20 protein-coding genes are annotated in these 25,711 nt (G+C 49.9%); 6 read left to right on the top strand and 14 right to left on the bottom strand.

Annotation, left to right across the window (positions count from 1 at the left end; genetic code table 11):
- Positions 1 to 5 precede the first annotated feature (5 nt).
- The 4 genes from MRBLPE1_RS25380 to MRBLPE1_RS25365 form a co-directional block, all read right to left on the bottom strand.
- Complete coding sequence (locus MRBLPE1_RS25380) at positions 6 to 863, bottom strand: carbohydrate ABC transporter permease (RefSeq protein WP_364150841.1); 858 nt, start codon at positions 861 to 863, stop codon at positions 6 to 8.
- A gap of 82 nt (positions 864 to 945) precedes the next feature.
- Positions 946 to 2,271 (bottom strand): ABC transporter substrate-binding protein, encoded by a 1,326-nt coding sequence (locus tag MRBLPE1_RS25375; RefSeq protein WP_364150839.1) that lies wholly within the window; start codon positions 2,269 to 2,271, stop codon positions 946 to 948.
- 121 nt (positions 2,272 to 2,392) lie between these two features.
- Entirely contained in the window at positions 2,393 to 3,412 is a 1,020-nt protein-coding gene (locus MRBLPE1_RS25370) for a LacI family DNA-binding transcriptional regulator (RefSeq protein WP_364150837.1), read from the bottom strand.
- A gap of 196 nt (positions 3,413 to 3,608) precedes the next feature.
- On the bottom strand, positions 3,609 to 4,634 hold the full coding sequence (locus MRBLPE1_RS25365; RefSeq protein ID WP_364150834.1) for a LacI family DNA-binding transcriptional regulator: 1,026 nt from the start codon (positions 4,632 to 4,634) through the stop codon (positions 3,609 to 3,611).
- Positions 4,635 to 4,965: 331 nt separating this feature from the next.
- On the opposite strand from MRBLPE1_RS25365, the gene MRBLPE1_RS25360 reads away from it, so the two are divergent.
- Positions 4,966 to 5,550 carry an SET domain-containing protein gene (locus tag MRBLPE1_RS25360; RefSeq protein WP_364150831.1) on the top strand — a complete coding sequence of 195 codons (585 nt, stop codon included), beginning with the start codon at positions 4,966 to 4,968 and terminating at the stop codon, positions 5,548 to 5,550.
- A 162-nt stretch (positions 5,551 to 5,712) separates the two neighbouring features.
- Here MRBLPE1_RS25360 and MRBLPE1_RS25355 read toward each other — a convergent pair whose 3' ends face one another.
- Together MRBLPE1_RS25355 and MRBLPE1_RS25350 are read right to left on the bottom strand one after the other, a co-directional pair.
- Positions 5,713 to 7,410 (bottom strand): hypothetical protein, encoded by a 1,698-nt coding sequence (locus MRBLPE1_RS25355; protein WP_364150828.1) that lies wholly within the window; start codon positions 7,408 to 7,410, stop codon positions 5,713 to 5,715.
- The gene (locus tag MRBLPE1_RS25350) at positions 7,403 to 8,455 is read right to left on the bottom strand and encodes a glycoside hydrolase family 88/105 protein (protein WP_414698920.1); all 1,053 of its coding nucleotides are present in this window, start codon (positions 8,453 to 8,455) and stop codon (positions 7,403 to 7,405) included. The genes MRBLPE1_RS25355 and MRBLPE1_RS25350 overlap by 8 nt, the downstream gene beginning before the upstream one ends.
- A 302-nt stretch (positions 8,456 to 8,757) precedes the next feature.
- Between MRBLPE1_RS25350 and MRBLPE1_RS25345 the strand changes: the two genes are divergently transcribed.
- Positions 8,758 to 9,681 (top strand): LacI family DNA-binding transcriptional regulator, encoded by a 924-nt coding sequence (locus MRBLPE1_RS25345; RefSeq protein WP_364151515.1) that lies wholly within the window; start codon positions 8,758 to 8,760, stop codon positions 9,679 to 9,681.
- A 201-nt stretch (positions 9,682 to 9,882) separates the two neighbouring features.
- Positions 9,883 to 11,163 (top strand): MFS transporter, encoded by a 1,281-nt coding sequence (locus tag MRBLPE1_RS25340; RefSeq protein ID WP_364150824.1) that lies wholly within the window; start codon positions 9,883 to 9,885, stop codon positions 11,161 to 11,163.
- 7 nt (positions 11,164 to 11,170) lie between these two features.
- Here MRBLPE1_RS25340 and MRBLPE1_RS25335 read toward each other — a convergent pair whose 3' ends face one another.
- Genes MRBLPE1_RS25335 through MRBLPE1_RS25320 form a run of 4 tightly spaced genes read right to left on the bottom strand, consistent with a single transcriptional unit; the run spans position 11,171 to position 15,337 of the window.
- Positions 11,171 to 11,986, bottom strand: a complete 816-nt coding sequence (locus MRBLPE1_RS25335) for a carbohydrate ABC transporter permease (RefSeq protein ID WP_364150821.1) — start codon at positions 11,984 to 11,986, stop codon at positions 11,171 to 11,173.
- A gap of 21 nt (positions 11,987 to 12,007) precedes the next feature.
- Positions 12,008 to 12,880, bottom strand: coding sequence for a carbohydrate ABC transporter permease (locus MRBLPE1_RS25330; protein WP_364150819.1), 873 nt, complete (start codon positions 12,878 to 12,880; stop codon positions 12,008 to 12,010).
- 4 nt (positions 12,881 to 12,884) lie between these two features.
- Positions 12,885 to 14,189 (bottom strand): ABC transporter substrate-binding protein, encoded by a 1,305-nt coding sequence (locus tag MRBLPE1_RS25325; protein WP_364150816.1) that lies wholly within the window; start codon positions 14,187 to 14,189, stop codon positions 12,885 to 12,887.
- Positions 14,190 to 14,206: 17 nt separating this feature from the next.
- Complete coding sequence (locus MRBLPE1_RS25320; RefSeq protein WP_364150814.1) at positions 14,207 to 15,337, bottom strand: LLM class flavin-dependent oxidoreductase; 1,131 nt, start codon at positions 15,335 to 15,337, stop codon at positions 14,207 to 14,209.
- A gap of 211 nt (positions 15,338 to 15,548) precedes the next feature.
- On the opposite strand from MRBLPE1_RS25320, the gene MRBLPE1_RS25315 reads away from it, so the two are divergent.
- Positions 15,549 to 16,412: a helix-turn-helix transcriptional regulator gene (locus MRBLPE1_RS25315; RefSeq protein ID WP_364150811.1), complete on the top strand. Its 864-nt coding sequence runs from the start codon at positions 15,549 to 15,551 to the stop codon at positions 16,410 to 16,412.
- 55 nt (positions 16,413 to 16,467) lie between these two features.
- Here the strand turns inward: MRBLPE1_RS25315 and MRBLPE1_RS25310 are convergent, their stop codons facing one another.
- The 4 genes from MRBLPE1_RS25310 to MRBLPE1_RS25295 all read right to left on the bottom strand — a co-directional run bounded on the left by MRBLPE1_RS25310 (position 16,468) and on the right by MRBLPE1_RS25295 (position 21,746).
- Positions 16,468 to 18,138, bottom strand: a complete 1,671-nt coding sequence (locus tag MRBLPE1_RS25310; protein WP_364150808.1) for an alpha-amylase family glycosyl hydrolase — start codon at positions 18,136 to 18,138, stop codon at positions 16,468 to 16,470.
- A 4-nt stretch (positions 18,139 to 18,142) separates the two neighbouring features.
- Entirely contained in the window at positions 18,143 to 18,982 is an 840-nt protein-coding gene (locus MRBLPE1_RS25305; RefSeq protein WP_364151513.1) for a sugar ABC transporter permease, read from the bottom strand.
- 2 nt (positions 18,983 to 18,984) lie between these two features.
- Positions 18,985 to 20,298, bottom strand: coding sequence for a carbohydrate ABC transporter permease (locus tag MRBLPE1_RS25300; RefSeq protein ID WP_364150805.1), 1,314 nt, complete (start codon positions 20,296 to 20,298; stop codon positions 18,985 to 18,987).
- A 125-nt stretch (positions 20,299 to 20,423) separates the two neighbouring features.
- Complete coding sequence (locus tag MRBLPE1_RS25295) at positions 20,424 to 21,746, bottom strand: maltose ABC transporter substrate-binding protein (RefSeq protein ID WP_364150802.1); 1,323 nt, start codon at positions 21,744 to 21,746, stop codon at positions 20,424 to 20,426.
- Between the two features lie 496 nt (positions 21,747 to 22,242).
- Between MRBLPE1_RS25295 and MRBLPE1_RS25290 the strand changes: the two genes are divergently transcribed.
- Both MRBLPE1_RS25290 and MRBLPE1_RS25285 read left to right on the top strand, forming a co-directional pair.
- On the top strand, positions 22,243 to 23,271 hold the full coding sequence (locus MRBLPE1_RS25290) for a LacI family DNA-binding transcriptional regulator (RefSeq protein WP_364150799.1): 1,029 nt from the start codon (positions 22,243 to 22,245) through the stop codon (positions 23,269 to 23,271).
- A 4-nt stretch (positions 23,272 to 23,275) separates the two neighbouring features.
- Positions 23,276 to 25,321, top strand: coding sequence for a glycoside hydrolase family 15 protein (locus MRBLPE1_RS25285; RefSeq protein ID WP_364150796.1), 2,046 nt, complete (start codon positions 23,276 to 23,278; stop codon positions 25,319 to 25,321).
- Positions 25,322 to 25,711: the final 390 nt, after the last annotated feature.

The raw sequence follows: 25,711 nt of genomic DNA, 5'->3' as shown, positions 1-25,711 counted from the left end.
CACTCCTAGTTATCAAGCTTGAAGAATCTGGATTGAATTTGGACTAACACGATCAATATGACAACAATCGCTATGCCGAGCGTCGAACCGTAACCGAGATTATAATTTTGGAAGGCGGTTCCGTACAAATACTGCACAAGCGTCAATGTCGCTGTCCCCGGTCCGCCGTTCGTCATCACAAATATTTGGTCAAATATTTGGATGGCGTTAATGAGCGTGAGGGTAATGATCATGGACGTAATCGGCTTCAGCAAAGGCAGAGTAATTTTCATAAAGGTCTGAAACTTATTCGCACCGTCAATCGTCGATGCTTCGTACAAATCCTTCGAAATGTCCTGCAGCCCCGCGAGGTACAGAATCATGTTATAGCCCATGTAAGACCATACCGTTACGATCGCTACGGAAAATAACGCGTATTTGTCGCTAGTCAGCCATTCAATCGGCGCGATTCCGATCATCTTCAAATAATAATTCAATATCCCGAAATTGTTATCGTACAGCCAGTTCCAAATAATTCCCACTACGGCGGGAATCAGGACGTATGGAATGATGGAAACCGTTCTAACGGCATTGCGGTAGCGAAGCTTCTGATTAAGCAATACGGCAAGCAGCAAGCTGAATACGACAAGTGGAGGCAAAACCATAAGCAAGAACAGCATCGTGTTCTTCAAGGACGTATAAAACATCGGATCGCGAAACAGCTTCTCGAAGTTGTCTAAGCCGGCGAAAGTGGCATCGCCAACGATATTCCATTTCGTGAAGCCGACGAACAAGCCCGCCATACTCGGCCCGAAGCGAAAAACGGTGAAAATAAGCAAATAGGGCAGTAAAAATAATGCTGCAATCTTCCCTTGTTTGTTCATAGCGCTACAACCCTTCTGGCGGAGATAACAGGGATACGACAGGGACCGGAAGATGTCCAGCCGTATCCGCCTGTAACCATTTTTATTGGTCTGCTAATATCGCATTCATGTCCTTCATCAGCTGCTTGGAAATTTCATGCGGGTCTTTATTATTCAGAATCGCATCCTGCGCGGCTGTCAGGATCGGGCTCGGTGCTGTGCTCGAGAACAGCTGCGCCGATTGCGGGTGCGCAGGCAGCAGTACGGCATTGTCCAAGCTGGCGATAAACGCCTCGCGTCCAACAAGACCCTTAGCCGATTCCATGCCTGCATTGTTCGATGGCAGCTGTCCGGATTTCGCCCAGTCCGCCGAATTGGCATCGAGCCATTTGACGAATGAAATGGAAGCCTCTTTTTCCTCTGCGCTTCCTTTTTTGTTAACCGGGAATGTCAGAACTTCCGCAGCACCCCATGCTGCTTTCTTATCAAACACCTGAGGATACGGCGCGCTTCCCCATTGCAAGCCGGATGCTTCAAGCTTCGGCATTTGCCATGGACCGTCAAAAATCATAGCCACTTTGGATGTAGTGAAATCATCCACTGGCGATTTTTCCCCTTTAGGAACGACTTTGTATTTGAAGACGAGATCCTGCAGGAAGCCAAACGCCTTAGCCGTCTTCTCTTCGTCAAGTTCCAGCTTATCCATGCTCTCATGGAATGGATTGCCGCCTTGCTGATTAATCAACGCATAGGCTTGATAGAAAATATGATGGTTCATATTAAAGCCTAGACCGTACTGCACAATGTTGTTCTCATCAAATCCGCTTTCGTTCGGATGTTTGCCATTGCTGTCAATCGTCAGCTTTTGCGCCATCTCGATCAGCTCTTCTCCCGTTTGAGGAGCGGCGGTTAAGCCTGCTTTTTCGAATGATGCTTTGTTATAATAAAGGCCGTGCATGTGTACATCAAGCGGCACCGCATACTGCGTATCCTTGTAGAATGTACCGCCCCATGCGAATTCGGAGTAATCCGGCTTATTCAGCTTGGCCGCTTCAATCTGCTTGTTATCGAGTACGCCCATCTCGGAAAATTGTCCGATCTCAAAAGGGTGCATCGCAAGAACATCCGGCGGTTCTCCGCCTTTCATCTCGGTTAGGAACTTGGCAAATAACGGCGTCCACTGCATCGAAGTGAATTCAACCTGGATGCCGCTTTGTTCGGCATTGAACTTATCAACGAGCCCCTTCATCGTTTCCAGATCGGGTCCCGTCCACCCGCCCCAATAGTCGATTTTGATTGGAGTGTTCGAATTGCCCGCTGTACTGCTTGCGCTTCCTTGCTGCTCATTTCCATTGCTTGAACATGCTGTAAACAACGTCGTGATTAAAGCTGCTGATGCGAGTATGGCTGACACCCTTTTGAATTTCATACAAGAACCTCCCAAATATTTATGATATATACTTAAAACGCTTCATCAGATGTAGGCGAGTTATGTTTGTTGAAGCGTTCACAAGTCAATTCCAATCGATCTGACACTATGGAAACGCTTACTATTCAGATCCGCCGCAAGAGCTGCGTAAAATCAAACAAGACTCGAATAATTTACTGATAGGTTCATGCGAGCGATACAGCATTAAATCACTAAGAAGGTTAACGCAGGCTTCGGCCATTTCCTCAACGGGAAGATGAACGGTAGATAAGGCAGGAATGGTAAATTTCGTAATCGCGTCATCATCGTAACCAACAATCTCCATCTCATCCGGTACTTTTCTCCCAGACTCGTGAAGCGCTTTCAAAGCTCCTACTGCCATTTGATCGCTAATCGCGAACATGGCCGTCGGAAGCTTTTCTCCCCTCACCAGCAGCCGATGGATCGCATCGTAACCGCCCTTCTCCGAGAAGTCTGCATACAACGCATGCTGCTCGGATAGTTCAAGCCCCAGCTCTTTCACCTTGTCCGTAAAACCTTGCAATCTAAGCTGAATCGCATTCGAGGAAACATCCGGCACCAAGACGCCCACTTTAAGATGCTTTCTGCTTGCAAAGAGCTGCGCTACCTCCTGCCCTGTTTTAAAGCTGTCTACCTTCACGCTCGAGTATTTGTCCGAGCTGCGCTGGTACAGCACAATTGGAACGAGAAGATTAGCATCCTCCAAAAATTGTTCATCCAGCTCGGTCGGGTTCGCAATAATCGCCCCGTTGTACCTCGTTCCCGTAAGCAAGCTGTTCACCTCACATAGCTTATTGCCCACGTAAGGCTGGATAAGAAGCTCATACTCTTGATCCAGAGAATGAAATGCACGCTGCAGTCCATGCAAAAACCGATTGATGAGTGCTGTTCGAACATCCAGTGACCAGAATAGCGCGATGATCGGAAGAACCGTTTCGCCCCCGCTGCGCAGACGCCTCGCTGAAATATTCGGCTGGTAATTAAGCTGCTTTGCCGCCTCTACGATTTTCTGCTGCGTAACAGCAGAAATTCGATAGTGGTCGCCCTTTCCACCCAGCACCATCGAAGCGGTTCCTTGAGACACATCCGCAAGCTTCGCTATCTCTTTTATGCTGGCCATACCTTACACCCCATAACTGCTAATACGTTTTGCTAATACGTTATGCTAATACGTTATTGCAATTAATATATTTTAAAAACGCTTACATGTCAACCGTTTTTTCGAGGCTAAAGTCCCTCCGTTTTGAAAATATAAAAGGTGAACGGCCAACGGGATTATCCGTTGAACGCTCACCTCAAATTTAAAATGGATTCACTTAGCTTGTTCGCCCATTGCCGCAGGATTGACGAATGACGATGCGCGTATCAAGCATGCTGGAAGTCGGCTCTATCCGTTTATGGTGCATCAAGTCCATAAGCAGCCTGACACATTCGGCTGCCATTTCCTCAACGGGCAAATGCACCGTTGTTAGAGAAGGGATCGTAAACTGAGTAACTTCATCATCGTCATACCCGACAACCTCGATATCGCCGGGAACATTTTTGCCAAGCTCATTCAGCGCAGCCAACGCCCCGACCGCCATCTGATCGCTTATGACAAATAATGCCGAGGGTAACTCTTGATCTTGTTGATATAGCCGTTTAATCGCTTCATATCCGCCCTGCTCCGAAAAATCCGAGTAAATGATGTGCTCTTCTTTAGCCGTTAAGCCCTGCTTCAAGGCTTCTGACAAAAAACCTTCTTTGCGCAGACTAATCGCCTTAGAGGAAACATTCGGAACAATCGTACCCACCGTCCGATGCCCATTGCCTTCAAACAGCCGTGCCACGGTCTCCCCTGTATAATAGCTGTCGACATTGACCGAGCAATATTTATCCGAGCCTCGCTGGTAGAGGACAATGGGAACATTCAATTGCGCCTCTTCCAGGAAAGCCTCGTCCTCCTCCGTCGCATTCGCAATAATGGCGCCGTTAAATCTCGTTCCGGTAACCAGGCTGCGAACTTCACTCAACTTCGTGCCCACATAAGGCTGAATAAGCAATTCATAATCGCCTTCGATCGTTTGCAGCTTTTCCTGCATTCCTTTAAGGAAGCGGCTGATCAGCATCGTTCTTGTATCTAATGCCCAAAAAAGCGCGATAATGGGCAGTACGATTTCACCTCCGCTTCTAAGGCGTCTTGCTGAAATATTAGGCTGATAATTAAGATTTCTGGCTGCTTCGTATATCTTTTGCTGAGTGGCCTCCGATATCCGATACTGCTTCCCTTTTCCATTCAGCACGATAGAGGCTGTTCCCTGGGATACGTTCGCCAACTTGGCAATTTCTTTAATGCTGGCCATACGGAATCACCCCAATACCTATGAAATGATAAAACTACAATTTTTCAAGAAATAGTAAAAAGGCCAGGTTTCATCCTTGCTAATACGTTATTGTTCCATCTTACTTGGCAGGTTATGTTATGTCAATTCATGCAAAGACACGCATGAAAGCGCTAATAAACTAATTGTAAACCACGCCATGCGGTGCTTCTGTTCAACATCCGTTAGTGAAGTAAAGGGCTGCCAAACGGCAGCCCTTTCAGTATCATATTGTTCCCTAAGCAAAGTGACAATCTGAAAACCGCCACATATCGTATTATGATACTGATAAGAGGAAGGGTGAACTAAAAACATGATTCATCCAGATACAGAACTTCGATTTGTAAGTGAAGAGGTAGGTATCGGTGTATTTGCAACGAAATTCATCCCTAAGGGAACGATCGTTTGGATTTCGGATGATTTAGATATGATCCTTGATGAGGATTATGTAGATTCCCTCGATGAACTTCGAAGGGAGATGGTGTTTAAATACACTTATCAAGAAAATAACGGCAACTATATTCTTCATTGGGATCACTCAAGGTACGTGAATCACAGTTTCCAACCAAATTGTATTGATACAGCTTATGAATTTCAATTAGCTGCAAGAGACATTAAACTTGGCGAACAATTAACATGTGATTATGGAATACTGGGTGATGATGAAGATTTTGAATGCGTGCCTGAAGAAGGTACGTCTCGCACAAGAGTCAAAGCAGATGATTATTTAAATTATTATCAGGAATGGGACGAGATGGCTAGGGAGGCGTTCAAATATTTCAACACTGTCGAACAACCTCTGAAATATTTAATTAATAAGGAGTTTGTTGACAAAGTTAATGCGGTTGCTTCCGGGCATGAACCATTAGATTCGATTCTCACTACTTTTACTGATTAGTTGCTCCGATTAGGCAAGCCGTAATCCTCTCGATTTTCCTCGAGAAGAACGAAATGATACGGACGATCTTTCCATAAAACAGCGGCAGTCTAGGACTTTCTCGTCCCTGGCTGCCGCATTGCGCTTTTTCGGGTCAGTCTAATGCTATATTTCCCCAAGACACTACGCCTGCTTCGAGCGCAAGCGAGCATTCGGAAGCCCTACCTCGTTGCTCCGGTATCGCTCTGCTGTTTGTCCCGGGGCGATGGACAGCGCGACCGAAACCGTTTCGCCATCCATTTCGGCCGAAGCCTTGACGAGGTTCCCTACTTGGCTGATCTGCGCGGCCGGCAGCTGCCCCGACTCGTTCAGCGCGAGCTGGAACAGCCATACCGATTCCTGAACCGCATGAAAATCGAATTCGCGCTCCTCCCCGCTGTACAATACATAATCCGCATGAATCGCGTCATCCATTCGTTCGCAGCGCAGCTCCAATTCCCCGTAATCAGAGCGCTCATGCAGCAGCTTAACCGCCAGCCAAGCCTCGCCCAGCCGCAGCTGCCATGCTTTGCCCTCTTGTTTCTCCGGCAATGGCAGCCCAGTCGTCACGCCGCCGATTTTCAAACGAATCCTTAGATCGCTTGACCGGAATCTGCCGTTGATTTGATCCAGATCCGAATGCCAAGCTCCGTTATCCGTCAGTAAATTAAAACCGAACAGCACGTTCGTGCGCGCTTGTACGCCAGCGAACATCGCCGAGCAGAAATCACCGCCGTCCTTCAGAAATTGAAGCTGAACGTATACCGGCTCTCCTTCGACATTCACATAAGCGAGCATGTTCCGCCGCTGATTCCACATGACGCCTTTGCTGAATGTGCCCAGAGACAAGCGTTTATTCTGGAATAGCGTAGCATAGACCTGATAGCCGGTGTCCGCCTCCATCAGCGTCGCTTCCGTCAGATAGCGGGTTTGAGCCGTTTGAAATAATCCGCGGTACGCCTTCGGACAACGGATGTTTTCTCCGAATTCGAAGCTTTCCTCGAGAAGCGCTTCGTACAGAAACTTGCGGTCATCCGGCTGCAGCAGCGTGCTGTACGTCCGGCTGTGCGGCCCGCTCCACTCTCCCGTTCCGGCATGAAAATGCTCACCGGCCATTTTCCAAGCGAGCTCGATCAGCTCATTCGCGTAAGCAACTGCCTCGGCAGACGCCGAGAAGACGGCAATGCTGTGCAGCTCGCGGATCGCAATCGGCGTATAACAAGGGCTGTTATATTCCGAAAACGTGCCGATTCCGAACGTAAAATCATAAAACCGTTTCATGCGCGCTAAGCCGTACTCTTTATATTCGTCTACCTGCAAAAGCTCGCCGCCAACCAGCGTGACGAACGCGCCCATAATCGCAATATTCGTGTAATGCGGACCGACGTTGCGTATAATGATCGCCCGGCATGCATGGGAAATCGCCGCTTCGATCTGCTCCGCCAGCTCCGCCCGCAGACGCTCCCTATGCTTCATCAATATAAGGATAAGCCGTTTGCCGTGAAAATCAGCCATGTTCCAGTCGGGCCGGTCCATTTGATCAAGCGGCTCCTCGAAGAAATAAGGCCAGATGCCGTAGGTGTCGGAGGACGGATTCCGGTCCTGCAGCGGGACCACCCGCTCTAAAATCCCATTGGCTCTCGCAATATGTTCGGCCTCCCCCGATTCAAGCAAGTCGTAAGCGTAGCCGGCTGCTGCAAGCAGCGCATAGACCTCGGGGTGTTCGCTGCTCTTCAGCGCCGTATGGTAGGTAGCCGTCAGCGGCGTTCGGATAAGCTGCAGCGTCTCGTCATACACCGCCGTTTTCCTCCGGATGCTTTCCTGCAGCTGTTCTCTATTCATGGGACGATTCCCCTCTCCACAGTGCTTCCGATAGAAGCATCAGCACTAATCCTTGCCCGTAAAGCGTCGGATAGGTCGGAATGGCATTATACGCCTCAACGCTCTCCATTACCGGAGTTCCTCCCGATACGCCTGCCACAATGCCGTCTTCGCCTATATTAGAAATAATCGCCTTCAGCGCACGTCGAGCGGCTGTCTCATAGCGCTGCTCCGGCAGCAGCCAGCCGCCATCGACCGCTTTCCACAGCCCGTATGCGATGCCTGCGCTTCCGGACACTTCGCGGTAATAATCCGGCTGATCCAGCACCGTACTCCACAAGCCGTCCTCGCGCTGAAACCGCACAAGTCCATCCATCAAGCGGCGGTATCGCGCCAGCAGCTCCTCCGATACCTGCACGAGCGGTGCAATTTCCTTCAATATCATCGGCACGCCGGCAGCAATCCAGGCATTCGCCCTCGTCCAGCGTGCGGCGGACATATGGTCCGCCGTACTGCAGTTCCAGCCGTGGAACAGGACGCCGCTCTCTCTGTCCTCAAGCAACGTCAAGTGAAGAAGCATCTGCTTCTGCGCTTCCTGCGCATAGGCTTCATTTTCGAGCAATGATGCCGTCCTCGCTAAAAAAAGCACGGCCATAAATACCGTATCCGCCCATACCTGCTCGGAGAATTCCACATTCTCGGTCACCGTATGCTCGAATGCCTGCTCTCTTGTGCGCGGCGCTTCCTCCATCAGCCACTTAGCGACACGCGCAGCCTCTTCCTTGAAGCCGTTATCTCCCGACACCTGGTACAAGGCGGGGAAAATCGCAAACGGGGCGATCGCGTTAATGACGAGCTCTGCCTCCGTTGTCATTTTGTTGCGCGCCGCCCATTCGACCAAAAAACTTATAATAGCCGGATCGCCGATCGTTTCGTAATAGTCCAGCAAACCGATGACGCCTACGCCCGGAACCCAATCCCACTTGTGAATGTCCATTCCCCAATTACCGGCATAATCCCGCTTCATCTCGTTCCATACATTTTCCGCATGTTTTTTTAACGACAATGCCCTCACGCCTTTCGCTTGATTATACGGTTATAGTACCATTCCTCTAGGGCTCAGCTCTTGGGCATGCGTCTTAAAAAAGTGGGGAAAAGTCCCACTATTTCACTGTCTCATGCTGAGCTCGGATAACTCCTCGCCTGATTCCTCAACGCTCCGATTGTCTCTAGACAAAGAAGCCTGTCCTGTGTGATAATAACTTAAACGTTTAAGCTAGTCATCGTGCTTTTGGCTGCAGTGCCTGCCGCAATTGAATCGCTGTTAGCTTACTAAGCCGCATAGATTAATGGAGGAGCTGTTTTCTCATTAAAAAAGCTACGCTTAAGGATATAGCAAAGATGGCAGACGTCTCTGTCGCTACGGTCAGCTACGTACTCAATAACGTCGTCAAGCAAACCATTCCCGACGAGACGAGATCCCGCGTACTCGATGCCGCCAAGCAATTAAATTATGTGCCTAATCTGGCCGCACGATCGCTGGTGAAACAAAAATCCGGCTTGATCGGCATTCTGATCAACCGCGCAGAAAACGAAGGCTTTTGGAGGCAGCTCCGTTATTCGCAATGGATTAACCGGCTGGAGCAGCTGCTCACGGGCTACGGCTACCACGTCGTTTTATTCGGCCTCGATGCCGCGAGTCCAAAGCTCGATATCATCTCGGAACGCAAGCTTGACGGCGTCTTCGTAGTCGATGTCAAAACGGAAAATTTCCACCTGATTTCAAGCCATTTTTCGGTTGGCGTACCGCTCATCGTGGTAGACAGCATCATCGACGATGCCTTATTTTATAAGGTGAACTATGATTATCTTGATGCTTTCATGGCAGCCCAGGCTTCCGCCTCCGTTCCATTCGAGTATGTAATCATTGATAATTTCAATAACAAAGAGCTCGTGGAGCATATTGCCTTTGCTTCGAAATTGGAACCCGATTGTATTCATATTATGCAGAATGAACAAGCACTAGAGCTGTTTCTGAGAAATCACGCACATAAAAAAGGGATTATACTGAACGAGTTTGCAGCCATTTCGGCTGCCAAATATGTGGACCCTGCGAATTTAACCGTCATTTGCTCGGCAGGCTGTCCCGAGATCCTCCCTTTCTCCGCTGGCCGCATAGCTTATGGCGATCGCAAGCCCGAGGCTGCTTTTCAGCTGATGCTGCAGCTGCTGGATCATTCAAAGAAAGGGCCGGAAAGCAGCTATATCTTAGTAAAAGCCATTAATGATTAATGCCGTTTCAAATTTTCAGTTAATGACGATGACGGTGACGGTGTTCGATTAGCAGATTTCGATCTGCTTTTTCTACACTAACTTAAACGTTTAAGTTAACAATTCCAGGTCGATGGATGACGGTTTAAGGGAGACTGCCAACGGAGTTGGTTAGCGAGGATTTATATTGTTGTTCCATACTATCATTTAGGAGGCTGACACATGCTTGAATTGGCTAAAGAATCCCAAAGCAAGACGCCGAATCCGGTCCGGCAGCCGGGCAGCCAAGGAGTATCCTTATGGCGAAACCGAACGTTTCTAGCGGTTTTCTCCAGCTATAGCTTATCGCTGCTTGGCAATACGTTCCACAGCATTGCATTGAACCTTTGGGTGCTTCAAACAACCGGCAGCGCCAAACTCATGTCGGTCGTCCTTATCACTCATCTTGTCATCAGCATGCTCTTCGGCTCGTTCGCAGGCACGGTTGCGGATCGCATGGACCGTCGCACCCTTATGTGGATAACGGATATTATCCGCTTCGTGCTTGTAGCAGCGATTGCCCTGCTCATTTTTTTGCCGCATATTCCGTTTGTCTTTATCGTCCTGCTTACTGGGCTTGTCGCATTTACCGGTGTGTTTCGAACGCCGGCTTTTCAAGCCTCCCTCATTGAAATCGTCGGTAAAGAACAGCTGACGCAAGCTGTAGGCGCAATCAGCATCTCAGACAACATTATCCGCATTTCCGGCTTTGCGTTAGGCGGCATTGCCGTTGCTGCATTCGGCGGCGCTTTTGCGATAGCGATCGACGCTGCAACCTTCCTGCTCTCCGGCTTGTTACTGCTCTTTGCGGGCAAATTTCCTTATAAAGCGCCCAAGGACACGGCAATATCTAAAACTTCCTTCAAGGAGGATCTCACAGCCGGCTTCCGGTACGTGTGGAATGAGCCATTCGCCAAAGCGGCCGTTATGCTGCTTCCGCTTGTCATGTTCTTCTTTCTATCCACCTTCATGCTCATTCAGGTCATGGCCGTACAGGTCTGGCAGGCAAAACCTTTCATTTTCGGGCTAATGGAAGCCTGTATTCCGCTAGGCTACGTGATCGGCTCTATTCTGATTATGAGACTGGATACAAAGCTGAAAAGCAGAGGAAAATGGATCATAGGGAGTATGATCCTGATGGGGCCGTTATTCATTGCCATTTCGTTTATGACTGCGGCCGCCGCCGCGCTTCCGCTTATCCTGCTTGTCGGCTTCCTCTTCTCCTTCAGTACGACGATCATTTTTATCGTGCTGCGGGTAGCGATCGAGCCATCCATGCAGGGCAGAGTGTTCGGGCTAGTTGGCGCTTTAACCAGCGTTGCCCCGCCAGTCGGCTTAGCCGTCTTCTCGACGCTGTCCGATCTTTACGGTCCGGCCGTCATTATTGCGGCAAGCGGCGCCGCTATGCTCTTGATGGGGATGATCGCCTACAATCAATTGAAAGCGATCCGCGACTTCGACTAATTGTAATCTAACCCTTCAATGAGCCTGCAAGTGCGCCGGATATGAAATAACGCTGGAGGAAAATAAACAACGCGATCATCGGCAGCGCCGTCACCACGACTCCGGCAAGCAGCACGGGGTAGTCCGTAATATATTCGCCGCGGAATTGCAGCATGGCGAGCGGCAGCGTCAGCTTATCTTTTCCGTTCAGAAGCAGCATCGGGAACAGCAGGTCATTCCATACGATGACGAACAAAAAGGCAGCGGTTGCCGCAAGGTACGGCGCGCTGAGCGGAAGCGCAATACGCGCGAGCAGCGTCCATTCGCCGGCGCCGTCGATCTCGCCTGCCTCCAAAATTTCCTTAGGCAAGGTTTTCATAAAACCGGATAGCATAAATACGGACAGAGGCAGCAGCACGGAGGCGGACACGATGATTAAGCCCGTGAGCGAATTGCTCCAGCCCAGCTTTTGCACAAAAGTGTAGATAGGAATCATATTGACCTGCGACGGCACCATCAGGCCAACTGCAAATAAGCCAAATACGGCGGCACCTACACGGCGCCCCGAACGCATAATGCCGTAACCGATGAACCCGGCAAGGAGAAGCTCGAGACCTACCACTGCCAGCGTAACGACAATGCTGTTGCGAAAATATCCCCACATCGGCTGCCCGTCAAACAGCGCCTTAAAGTTGTGGAATGACAAGGCATCCGGCAGCCCTAGCGGATTCGCATAAAACTGCGGCGTTGTCTTTAATGACGTAAATAACACGATGAGCAGCGGGACGAGAATAACGGCTGCGAAGAGCAGCAGCATGGACCTGCCTAACCATTTTAGAACCACATGAATTCACCTGCCTGCATACTAGTAGGATACGCGGTCCGTCCGAAGCGCGCGGAATTGAAGAAACGTTATAAACGAAATAAGCACAAGGAAATACACGGATGCCGTTGACGCTTTGCCAAACGTATAATTCATGAATGCGGAGTTATAAATATAAGTCGATAAAATCTCGGTGGAATACGCCGGTCCGCCGCCGGTCATCGTAAACACGAGATCAAAAGCCTTAAACGACTGAATCGTCGTATAGGACACGACAATCGCAGCTGCTGGTGCCAGAAGCGGCCATATGACGCGCAAAAACAGCTGCAGCTTTGTCGCCCCGTCCAGCTTGGCCGATTCAACGAGTTCTTCCGGTATCGCCTGCAGTCCCGCGACGAACAAAATGATCATTTGCCCAATGTGGGCCCATGCCTGAACCGCCGCAATCGAGAAAATCGCAATCCCCGAATCGCCCAGCCAGTTCTGCGTCCAAGAAGTCAGTCCCACCGTCTCAAACAAGCCATTTAACAGCCCCAGCGACGGATCATAGACGAAGGTCCAAATAAACCCGACCGAAACCGACGACAAAATGGTTGGCACAAAATACAGCGAGCGCAGCGCGACATTAACCTTCGTTTGCTTCGACAACTGAAGCGCGAGCAGCAGCGAGACAACCGTCTGCACGATAACGACAGCAACCATAAACTTTATATTGTTCACGATCGATTTTCGAAAAATAATATCCTTGGCTACATTGGCATAGTTATCCGCACCGACAAACTGATAGGACGGCGATAAGCCGTCCCAATCCGTTAAGGAGTAATAGAAACCCGTTACCGTCGGATAGATGAATAGTGCGAGATACAGCGCAATGCCGGGCACAAAAAACGGTAACAGCTTCGCATACTTTTTCATCTGCTTATTTTCCTATCTGCTGGTCCACGATCGCTTGCGCGTCTGCCGCTGCCTTCGCCGGCTCCGTTCCGCCTAACACGGCTTGAATCGAGCTGGTGACCGCTTTTTGAACCTCAGCGTGTTTTATTGTGAAGCGTGGCTGAAAACGTGTTTTCTTCGCTGTCCATTCCGCTACGGCCTTCAGTTCATCGCTTGTATACGCGACATCCTTAATCGTTACGTTCTGGCCTGTGCCATTGGCATACTCGCCGGCAATATCCTTACGGCTTAGAAATTCTATAAACTTCTTCGCTTCCTCCGGGTGCTTCGACTTGCTGTTCACGGCAAGCATGAACGTCGTCGTATGAATCCCTTCGAACACCACTTGGTCAGCTGCCACCGTTATCGGCGCAAGCAAGCCTTGCTGAAGCTCCGGATTGTTTTTCTTATTGCCTACCAGCTGGTAAGAGCCCGTCGCTAGAATCGCTGCTTTCTCCTGCACGAACAACGCGCCGGCCGCATCGCCCTTCGTCCCAAGCGCATCCTTCTGGAAGTAGCCCTTATCGTTCAATTCCTTGAACTGGGAAAGCGTCTTAACCCACCACTCGTCGGTAAGCTTTGCTTCGCCAGCTTCAAGCTTCGTAAAAATCTCCTCATCCGGCGCGTTATTCATCACCATCGGATTCATGAATTGCCCTGGACCGATATCCGCGCCCGGGAAGGCGATCGGCACAATCCCTTCCTGCTTCAGCTTCTCGGCCGCCGCAAGGAATCCGTCCCAATCCTTCGGAACGTCGATACCGTATTTTTCAAACAGCTTTACGTTATAGATCGGAATGTTATAAACGAGCTGGTACGGAACCGCCAGCTGTTTGCCATCCTTTTGGCCCGATTCAATCAAAGACGGCGTGAAATTGTCCACGAAGGAGGAGCCGCTCAAATCGGAGAACAAGCCTGCTTTCGCGATGGCTTCAAACTGAGCGCCAGGAAAGGAAGCGAACACGTCGCCTACAGATCCGTCCAGCAGCTTCGCTTGGGCTGTCGATTGATATTGATCAGATGGAAACACCTGCGTTTCTACCTTGATGTTTTTGTTTTCTTCCTCAAACTTTTTAATGATGCCGTCCAGCACTGCGGCATCCTCGCCGCGCCAATGAATAAAGCTGATCGTCACAGGTTTATCGCCAGAGCTGCCTTCCGCTGCTCCTTCCCCTGTCTTATTTCCGGTTGCGTTCGTATTGGAATTGCTTGACCCGCAGGCCGAAAGCACAACGCTTAATATCATCGTAAGCGCCAGCAGCGCTAAATGCGGTTTGCGTAATCGATTCATATTCATACCCCCAATGATTAAATAGTTATTCCCTTTGCGGCCAGCTTCTGCTTAACGAGCGGCAGCAGCTCGCCTGATATTTTCGCCTCTTCTAGATGCGGGTAGCCTGATAAAATAAAGGAGGTTACGCCGGCATCGATAAACTCGATGAACCGGTCCGATACCTGCTCCGGCGTACCGACAAAGGTTACCGCCCCGCCGCCGCGAATGGCCGACAAGCCTGACCAAAGATTAGGCCCAATCACGTAGTCCTGCTCTTTCGATTGGCTAAACAAGTCCATTTGACGCTTCTGATTCGTCGCATCCGTCTTGTTGTGCAGCTTTTCCTTGGCCTTCAGCTGCTCCGGATCCGCCTTGCTCAAAATGTTCCATGCAGCCGCCCATGCCTCTTCCTCGGTTTCGCGCACGACAACTTGAGCTCTAATGCCGTACCGAAGCTCTCTTTCAATACCCTTCTCTTCCTTCAGCTCGGCAAGATAGGTTTCCATCTCGGCAATCTGGCCTTGAATCCAATCCAGCGGCTCTGTCCACATTAAGTAAACATCGGCGGTTTCTGCCGCAACGCGCTTGCCTGCCACCGAGCTTCCGCCAAAATACAGCGGAGGATGCGGCTCCTGAACCGTTGCCGGCTTGCTTACGCCGCCTTCTACCTCGTAGTGCTTCCCGGCGAAGTTAAAGCCCTCACCTTCGCCTGCCGGCTGCTGCCATACGCCTTTGACCACTTCCAGAAATTCTTTTGTCCGTTCATAACGCTCGTCGTGGCTGCCGTGCAGCGGATCTCCGGTTGCTTTTAGGTCTGCCGGATAATGGCCGGTAACGACATTGATCAGCGCCCGGCCTCCGGACATGCGGTCCAGCGTGGATGCCATTCGCGCCGCCAATACCGGAGAAATAAGCCCCGGTCTCATCGCGATAAGCGGCTTTAGCTTCTTCGTTGCGGATGCGACCCACGAACCGACGATCCATCCGTCCCAGCAATCCCCGCCCGCCGGAATTAGCGCGAACTCGTACCCTGCTTCCTCCGCTGCTTGCGCAACCTCGACAAAATATTGCTGCGACGGCTCCCGTTCTGCCTTAACGCCAATATAGCGGCCATCTCCGTTTGTCGGAATAAACCATCCAAATTCCACTTTTGCCTGTTTGCCCATTTCTGTTGTCCCCTTTACGCTTCGTATCACCAGTTGACCGGTAAATAACCGACAATTTTTATCGGATTAATTTGTTATTTGAATAATAGCAATCAATCCTTCTAGCGTCAATGTCATTTCGTTGCTTGAGTTATTTGTCATTTTGTGGTTTCATGTTAGAGAATTGAATTGTTTCATAAGCAAGATTCACCAAAACCAATGGCAAAAAGGGGTGGCCATTCTGTTTAACCACATGAAAGAGGATCACCACGAGCAGCTTGAGATTCACTACTTCACACCGTCAGCCTTCGAGAAAGCAGGTCCGGCCTGGCCGATTAGGCTCGGCGCCAATATAGCAAAAACGGGCTATCATATCGGTCCAAGAATTACTCCCTACTATTACTTAATCATGGTGCTTGAAGGGGAAGGCATCTTTATCCAGGGAGGCCAAACGTATACGCTTCGCAAAAACGATCTGTTCTGCCTGTTCCCGCAGGTAACGCATGAATATTACACAATGGAGCATGCTTTGCTGCGAAAAGCTTTTTTCGCCTTCGACGGCAAGCTTGCGCTGCAGCTTCTCGACCGAATCGGACTTGGCCCCTACCGTCCGCATCTGCCAAACGGATTGACCGCAGACGCGCTCGCTTTGATGGAGCAGTTTTTCAATCTTGTCTCCAATAAGGAAAAGCCTCCCTCCGACTTGTCGCGGCTGGCTATTTTCCATCAGCTGTTCGATACGCTCTCCGAGAGCAAAATCCCTCACGGCACTCCTGCCTCGGCAGGCAGCTGGCTTCAAAAAGCCAAGGACTACCTCGAGATTCATTACGCTGACGGAATAACAATCGAAAGCGTAGCGGAATACGTAGGCATTGACCGTACCCATTTTTCCAAAACCTTCAACAAAGCCTTCGGCTTGTCGCCCATGAAATTCGTACAGCAGCTTCGGATGAACGAAGCGACCCTGCTGATGAAGCAAACGGATTACAAGCTGGCGGAAATCGCGCAATCCGTCGGTTACCCCGATCTATTTTCCTTCTCCAAGGCGTTTAAAAAGCAGCTTGGCGTATCGCCGAACACCTACCGCAAGCAGTAGCAGCCCGCAACAAAAAGAGGGAACTGCACGTTTTGTGCAATTCCCTCTTTCGGTATTACTTTAAAATCACGGTGCTGTAAGGAGGCAGCGTCAGCTTTCCGCTTTCAAGCTTCGCCCCGCTGCCCGTTGCGCGAGCGAGCTCCTTGAAGCTGCCAAATACTTCAGACGGCTGCAGATCCGTTGCTTGCTGCTCGCCTGATAAATTGTGTACGACGAGTACTCTCTCATCGGCAACAGCCCGAACATACACGCTAAGCTTAGGATTAGCAGGCGTCAGCTTAAACTCGGCAATGCCGCCGTCTCTTAAAGCCGCTTCCTCGTTCCGCCATTTGATCAGCTCGCGATAATGATTCAGCATCGACAGCTCATCCTGCGTCTGTGCTTCGACCGATACGGTACCCGGGTCGGGATTATAGCGCGGCTTTTCCCAAGTCGTCTGGCCCTCGCCCCCGCCTGGAGAAGCGTACCACGACATCGGTTCCCGAATATACTCATCCGGCTTGGCGCCTTTCATGCCAAGCTCCTCGCCGTAATAAAGGTATGGCGTGCCCGGAAGCGTCAGCAGCATCGCCGCTGCCATTTTGGCATGGTCGAGATTGCCGTTTAGTACGGTCATCACGCGATTTTGGTCGTGGTTGCTGAGGAAAGGCGCGTCTACGAAATTCCCGCCGGAAGACTTCTCGTAAACGCCGTAAGCGCGTCCAAGCGAAAACGCTAGATCCGCATCCTGTTCCTTGTCCGCCGCGCTGAGCAAGCGTCCGGCAAGATCGAAGTGGAAAGCCGAATTTAACGCTTGATCAAAATAAGGCGCAATAACGGTCAGCGAATCCCAGACCTCGCCAATCAAGTAGGCATCCGGCTTCACCTGGGCCATGCCGGTACGGAACTCCTGCCACCACGCCTTGTTCTTCGCCTGAATTTCAGGCGTGCTCGCCGTAGAAGCGAAATCGCCGTAAATATGCTTAGCCGCGTCCAGCCGGAAGCCGTCGAGCCCCTGCTCCAGCCAATATTGGCCGATCTTGATCATTTCCTCCCGAACCTTAGGCTCGTCAAAATTAAGATCCGGCATGCCTTCCCAAAAGACGCCTAAATAGTTGAGGCTGCCAAAACTATGCCATGGGTCGCCGCCCACTGCGCCATCCGCCCTTACCTTCTCGTCAGGCTCCGCAAAAGTATACCAGCTGCGGTAAGGGCTATCCTCGTCTGCCAAAGCTTCCTTAAACCAAGGATGATCCTTGCTCGTATGGTTCACGACGAGATCCATAATGATTTTGATATCGCGTTTATGCGCTTCTTCAAGCAGCTTTTTCAAATCATCAAGCGTGCCATACTCCGGATTGACGGCGTAATAATCGGTTGTGTCATAGCCGTGGTAGCTGGGCGAAGCATTAATCGGCATCAGCCAAATGCCGCCGATTCCGAGCTCCTTTAAATAATCGAGCTTAGCGGTTACGCCGTTCAGATCGCCGATTCCGTCCCCATTCGTATCGTAGAAGGAACGGACAAAGATCTCATAATAAACCTTTCCCGGCTGTTCATCTACCGAATAAGCAGCAGCTGCCGGCTCGCCCGCGCTGTTCCCCGCAGGCTCGATGGTTTCATTACTTGGTTTATTGGCCGGCAGCCCGCCGTCATTCGCATTCTCCGATGAGCAAGCGGCGAGTATGGCTAGCAGCAGCGAGCATAATAGAACAGCTCCCGCATGGCGCAAACGTTTGTCCTTCATCCTGTTACCCTTTCGATGCGCCGGACATCAGCCCTTGCACCAGGAAGCGCTGCAGGAAGACGAACAGCAAAGTAATCGGAATGGCAATCAAGACCGCACCGGCGGCAAATAGCGTAAAGTTACTATTTTGATAAGAGTTAACCAGGTCCCACATCCCGACGGCAAGCGTCCAGTTGTCTTTGCTGCGCAGCACCAATCTGGCAAAAATAAAATCAACCCATGAACCCGCAAACGTCGTCAGCGCCACATAGGTCAGCATCGGACGCGAAAGCGGAAGCATGATTTTCACGAAAACCTGCAAATGCGAAGCGCCGTCGATTCGGGCCGCTTCATCCAAGCTCCGCGGAATCGTATCGTAGAAGCCTTTGACGACGAAGCCGCCAAGCACCGCCCCTGCGGAATATACGATAATTAAAGCTGCGTGCGTATCCAGCAGATTTAGCTGCAGCAAGAAAATGAAGATGGCGATCATGCTCATAAAGCCCGGGAACATGCCAAGGACGAGCATTAACGTCAATGTCATTTTACGACCGCGGAAGCGGAAACGCGATAAGGCATACATACTGAGCGTGACAAGAATCGTGGAGAAGATCATCGTTAACGTCGCGATTTTCAGCGTATTCAAGTACCAAACCCCATAACGGAAGCTGGGGTTCGTGAACAATTCCTTGTAATGCACGAGCGTAAAGGACTCGGGAATCAGGCTCGTGCTAAATAACGAGGTTCCCGGGCGGAGCGACGAAAGCAGCACCCAAAGGGCCGGATAGATCGCACAGATTGCTATCGCAAGGAGCAGCAGGTAGCTTAACGTCAAACGGACAACATTTGCGGTTTTGCGTCCCATTTTCATTGAATCATATCCTCCTCTTTGAATGACCGCGAACGGCGATAGTTGTAAATCGAGAATGAAGCGACAACGATAAATATGATAATGCCGATAGCCGAGGCCATATTGTATTGGCTGTTGTTCAGCGTGAGCTTATACAGCCACGTTACGAGCAAATCGGTGCTGCCGGCAAATTGATAATCGCCTTTTACCGGGTCGCCGTTCGTAAGCAAGAAAATGACGTTAAAGTTATTAATGTTGCCTGCGAATTGCGTAATGAGAATCGGCGCCGTGGAGAACAGCACGAATGGAATCGTAATGATCCGGAACTTCTGGATGCCTGTCGCTCCGTCTACGTCGGCCGCTTCGTACAAATCCTTCGGAATAGCCGTTAATACACCAAGAATAAGCACCATGGATACCGGTATGCCAACCCACATATTGACTAAAATTACGGTCACCTTCGCCCAGAACGGATCCGTGAGCCATGGAAGCTTACCCATGCCAAAGTAACCTAAATATTGATTGATCGGACCAAACTGCCCGTTGAACAAATTTCTCATGACGAGCAAGGAAATAAGCTGCGGAATCGCATAGGGAATAATGAAAAGCGTCCGCCATAATTTTTTGAAGCGAATGCCTTTCTGCTCGATGAGCAGAGCAACCAGCAATCCGCCGAAATAAGTCGTTACCGTTGCGATAATCGCCCAAATAATCGTCCATGTGAATACGCCAAAGAAGGTATGGCTCCATGTTTTAAGCGTAAGGAGGTTCGCGAACGTTTGGAAGCCTACCCAGTCCACCAGCTTAGCCGGCGGGATATGATCAGGCGACGCGTAGTTGGTGAAAGCAAGCATAATCATAAAGATAATCGGCATGATCGTTAAAAACAAAACGCCGAGCGCCGGCAAGGTCAGCATCAAATGCGGGAAATTGCGATCCGTCACATAAGCCAATGTTTGCCTGAAGCTTGCCGGAAGCACGCCTTCATCTCTCTGCTTGCCGTTCCGATAGGCATCGCGGATATTCATAATGTAGATAATGATAAAAAGAATGAATAGAAATAAAGTAATCAAACCGCTGATTAACAGAAAGATCGAATGATCTCCGTCCACGCGCACACTGATCTTACCGATTTTCTCCAGCCCTTGCGTTTTATCGCCGAGCGTTACAATCCCCCAAATGGCTCTTCCTAAGTTCGGAATAAAATACATAAGCGCTGCCGCTTCGACAACGAGCATGATGATGCCTTTAATAAACTGGCGGTTATACAATTGACCAAGACCCATTACGAGTAACGACAATATAGCCGCAGTGCTGCGATGACGATTCATCCCGCCTGGCTCCCTTCCTTTCATGTAAAAAACGCTTTAAGCCGCCATGCGCCTGAAAAGCTGCGGATTAATGAAATCGGTTCACCCGCCGAATCAGATTCGGCGGGCGGCACCCGATTCTCTTATTATTTTGCTTCTGCGCCGTTATTGGCGTCTTTGATTTGTTGAACCGCGTTATCAAGCGCTTCTTTTGCGTCTTTGCCAGAGTTCCACACATCGGAGAACGCTGCTGCAATCGGGCTCCATACGTTGCCCATTTCAGGAATAGAAGGCATCGGCGTCGATTGGTTAAATTGCTCAACGAAACCTTTTACGATATCGTTTCCTTGCACGGCTGGATCACTTGTTGCTTCGGTATTAGCCGGAATAGCGCCTGTCAATTCAAAGTCTTTCAATTGAGCAGCCTTTGTGGAAGCAAAGTTAGCGAACAAACGGGCTGCATTCGGGTATTTCGAGAATTGGTTGACATACCAAGCTTTTACGCCGGAGAAAGAAGAAGCCGGTTGACCGTTGATGCTTGGGATTGGAGCTACGCCGAAATCAATGCCAGCGTTTTTGTAATCCGCGATGGTCCATGGACCGTTAATATCCATAGCCAATGTTCCGCCTGTGAACATGCCTTTTTTGATGTCATACGTAATATCGCCGGAGTTAAGCGGCAGAATGCTGTCTTTCAGGGAACCGTAGTATTTCAATCCGCTGATTGCGCCTTCTGTGTTCAAGCCGATATCGTCTTTGTTTTGACCGTTCTCACCGTATACGTAACCGCCAGTGGAGATAAACGGATAGTTAAAGTAGAAGTTGCCTACTTCCCACATCAAAGCAAATTTGTTGTTTGGAACATCATTGTACGTTTTTGCGAAAGCTACGACTTCTTCAAATGTTTTTGGAGCTTCTTTGATCAATGCTTTGTTGTAGAACAAAGCATAGGTTTCGATCGAGCGCGGGTAGCCGTAAAGCGTGCCGTCATAAGTAACCGCGTTTACAGCGATTTCGGAGTTTGCTGTTTTCGCTTGCTCTTCATAGAAATCGTTTGGCAATACAAGGCCGGCCGTTACAGCTCTGCCTAAGTTATCATGAGGGAAAACGACAACGTCTGCGCCTAGTCCTGCAGGACCGTCAGTCGTCAGCTTCGTTACTTGGTCAGCTGCGCCAACCTCTTCGAATTTCACTTCAATGCCGTATTTTTCGGTAAATTCTTTTGAAATCGCTTCAACAAAAGGACGCTCTTCTTTACTTTCCCATACGAGCAAGGATGCGCCTTCCTCTGGTGTTATCTCTTCGGAATCTGCCGCTCCTTCATTTGCGTTCCCTGCTGCGTCGTTCGTGCTTGCAGGAGCATTTGTTGCGTCAGCTGCATTTCCTGTTTTCCCGCCGTTGTTAGAGCCGCCGCATGCGGATACGATAAATAAGGCAACAATCAATGACATTACAAACCACTTTTTCATGCTAGGTGATCCCCCTCCATAATGTGTTCCATGCCTTTACTGAATCGTCGCGTTCAATCGGCCCCTCAAGATCTTTTACAGCAGCTATATCCTCGTACAAACCATTTGATTGACGCTGCGCAGCGGCTTGCTTCACTTGAAACAGCTGCTAAACCACGCGTTGCGCAAACGTTTGTACAAGCTGCGATAAAAAATGCTCCGCAATCGGTATTTTTACCGTTTTTCGCGTTGCATATCTGATGGAACAACTTTGAAAGCGTTCTATTCGTGGCTTCATCATACAACAAGGCAGGCCATTTGTTAAAACGTTTGCACAGTTCAATAATCAGAACAAATAATGCGTTATCTTCGCTTTTCTCTGATTTTCTCTTTCTCATTCAGTTTTTTATGATTTGTGAAACGCTTTCTTTAGATATATATTTACTTTTAGGCAACAATTGCATTAGGATGAAGCATATAAAGCACGCATGATTGCGCAATGGGGGAAGGGCTTACTATGGTAACCATTAAAGATATTGCAAAAGCTGCCGGAGTGTCGCCTTCTACGGTTTCCAGGGTCGTTTCCAATCACCCTCGTATTAGTAAGGCAACTACGCAGAAGGTTAAACGGTTTATGGAAGAAATGGGCTACCATCCAAACGTGATGGCGAAGAGCCTTGTATCAAAAACAACCCAGACGCTGGCCATAATGCTGCCCCGCCCTGCCGAAGAGCTTTTCCAGGATTTTTTCTTTGGCGAATTGCTTCGCGGCATACTAACGCAATCGACTAGAGCGGGCTATGATATGCTGCTGACGGCTGCCACATCTCCAAGCGATGAAATGGAAACGGTATCGCGGCTTGTATTCGGACGCCGGGTAGACGGCGTGATTTTGTTGTCCTCGCGGGTAAATGACCCTTTAATCGACCTGCTGAATAAACATAACTTCCCTACCGTATTGATCGGCCGGACCGAAGATCGTCCCAATATTTTATCCGTCGACAATGATAATGAGCTGGCCGCCTATGACGCGACTCAGCATTTAATTTTGCAAGGCCATGAAAGAATCGGATTCGTCAGCGGTCCGCCAACGCTTACCGTTGCACATGACCGGATGGAGGGTTACCGCCGGGCGATGCGCGAAGCCGGCTTACCTGTCCGATCGGAATGGATCGTGGAAGGCGAATTTCTTCAACAAAGCGGCTATCGCGCGATGTCCTTCATGATGAGCTTGCCCGAGCGGCCTAGCGGCCTCATCGTCATCGATGACGTTGTCGGATTCGGCGTACTGCGCGGCCTGACTGAGCTTGGCTACAAGGTTCCGGACGATTTAAGCATTGTCAGCTTCAATAACATCGCTTTATCTGAGCTTGCAACGCCTCCGATCAGCTCCATCGATATCGGAACGTATCAGCTCGGCTATACGGCTTCGCAAATGCTTATCCGATTCATTCAGGAAGAGAGCGTGCATCAGAACCGAATGATTATACCGCACAGGCTAATTGTTCGCGAGTCATCCATACAGAACATTTCCAAAAGGAGCTGACCTCATGTCGGATAAAAAACCTTATTTAGTAGATGCTATTATCGGCAATTCCAAATTTCTTGCATCGCTTGGCCGCACAGGCAAAATGTATCGCCTGTGGTGGCCGAATATTGATCTGCCTCAGCATGTGGATGCCATTCGCACCGGCATTCAATTCGGGCAAACACCTATTTCTTGGTTTGATGAAGAGGCAGACGGCTGGAAGCATACGGCTGAATATGTGTCCAAAACGAATATTTTCCGGGTGAATGCCCGTTCTGATCAGCAGCCTCTTCAAGTAAACAGCTTGCATCTTGCGGTTCCCGGCCAAGATACGATAGTACGTGAATATACCTTTACGAATACAAGCGATAAGCCCGTTTCCTTTTCGTTTATCGTTCATTCCTCCTTCCTTGTTAGCGAAAACCAGCTGTACAACACCACGTTGTTTGCCGCTGACGACGACGCATTGGTTCATTTTCGCCATAAGTATTATTTTGCGCTTTCGAGTGCAAACGTATGCACTGGTTATCAATCAGGCCTTACATGGGAGTCGGTACAGAGCGGCCAATTGAATGGCAACAATATCGATATGAAGCCGGACGGGGCTTTAAAATGGCAGATTGATTCGCTTGCGGCAGGAGATTCCGTAACCGTTCCCGTCTACCTGACAGCCGGATATGACGAACAAAGCGTTTTGCGGCAAATGCGTGCGGCGAAAGAAAAGGAAAGCTCCGCATGGATCGCGGAAACCACGGCTTATTGGCATGAATTCCTGGCAGCGGCTGCGCCATGCCCTCTGGAGGATCCTGAGATCTCGGAGTTGTATGATCGCTCCCTGCTTATGTTCAAGCTGATGGCCGACGAGCAAACCGGCAGCATCATCGCAGCTCCGGAATTTGATGAAAACTTTGTCCGCTGCGGGGGATATTCGTTCTGTTGGGGCCGAGATGCCGCATTCATTACAACTGCGCTTGATAGAGCAGGCCTTGGCGTTTTGTCCGACAGCTTTTATGCATGGACGCTCACAGCGCAATCTCCTGACGGCTCATGGCAGCAGCGCCACTATCACGACGGCAGCCTTGCTCCGTCTTGGGGACTTCAAATCGATGAAGGCGCATCGATTCTTTGGGGAATGTGGCAGCATTACTTAGAGAAGAAGGACGGGAAGTTCGCGGAGCAGGTTTGGCCTGCAGTCGAGAAAGGCGCTTCCTTCCTCATTAGCTTCATCAATTCGGATAACGGCTTGCCTAAACCAAGCATTGATTTATGGGAGGAACGCGAAGCTTCGCACACCTACTCTTCCGCTGCTGTATACGGCGGCTTAACGGCGGCTGCGAGCTTTGCCGAGCTAGCAGGAAAGCAGGAGCTTGCTGCCGAATGGACGGCTGCGGCAGAGCGGATTTCAGCAGCCATTAAGGAGCTATGCTGGAATGAAGCAGGCGGCAGCTTTTACCGTGGCGTAGAACTCACCGTTCATTCAAGCAAATACGTGCAAGCCCTTGCGGACGGCGGAACCGGCTATGTTAAGGAAGGCAATAAAGGCTACCAAAAACACATCATCAACCACGACAACGTACTCGATATCAGCCTGCTGGGCATCTCCGTGCCGTTTGGAGCCGTACCTGCTGAACACCCTTATATGCGCAGCACAGCCGATGCCGTAGAAGCCGCACTGACTGTGCCTGGCGTTGGCGGTATCAAGCGTTATGAAGATGATATTTATATTGGCGGCAATCCGTGGATTCTTACGACGTTATGGCTCGCACATTATCGCATTCAAACGGGAAGCCTTGATGATGCGAAGCAATTGCTCAAGTGGGCCGTCGATCATCGTACCGAATCCGGCCTGCTGCCTGAGCAAGTAGACAAAAATACCGGCGAAACCGCATGGGTCGTACCGCTCACTTGGTCGCATGCGATGTTTATTCTCACGATCTTTATGCTCGCCGATGCAGAAGCGGAAGCAGAAGCAAATGCGAAAGCAAATGCGAAAGCAAATGCGAAAGCAAATGCGAAAGCAAATGCGAAAGCATCCCTCGAGGAAGCAGCTGCGCGCTCGCAAGGGTAAGCAACGCGAGCTAGTAGCGTAGCTACTTTGAGTAATGTGGAGCAACGTGGCTACGAGAGCGTGACCACGTTGAGCAATATGGAGTAACGTGGCTTTGAGTAGCGGAGCCATGGATTTGAGCATCAGATGCATAGCCTAGCTTCCCCTCTCCTACTTGCCAGCTCAGCACAGCCGTACAGTGTATAAAGTACAACAGGAAGCTAAGCCGAACTCTCATTTCATAGTCTACACTGCAGTTTAGGCATTCTAATTGGTCCTTCTAGCGCCATAAGCTGCTTAGAAGAGCCTATCCATTGCATAAACTGCACTGTAGCTAGGGAAAGTGAGACTAACCACTGATTCTGTTGCACAAACTACAATGTAGCTCAGCTTGGCGCGTGGGTTGTTTGG

The organism is Paenibacillus sp. LPE1-1-1.1 (assembly GCF_040676435.1).
In the GTDB taxonomy this organism is placed as follows: domain Bacteria; phylum Bacillota; class Bacilli; order Paenibacillales; family Paenibacillaceae; genus Pristimantibacillus.
The sequence above is the reverse complement of the archived record's forward strand: the minus strand, read 5'-3'. Positions and strand labels throughout refer to the sequence as shown.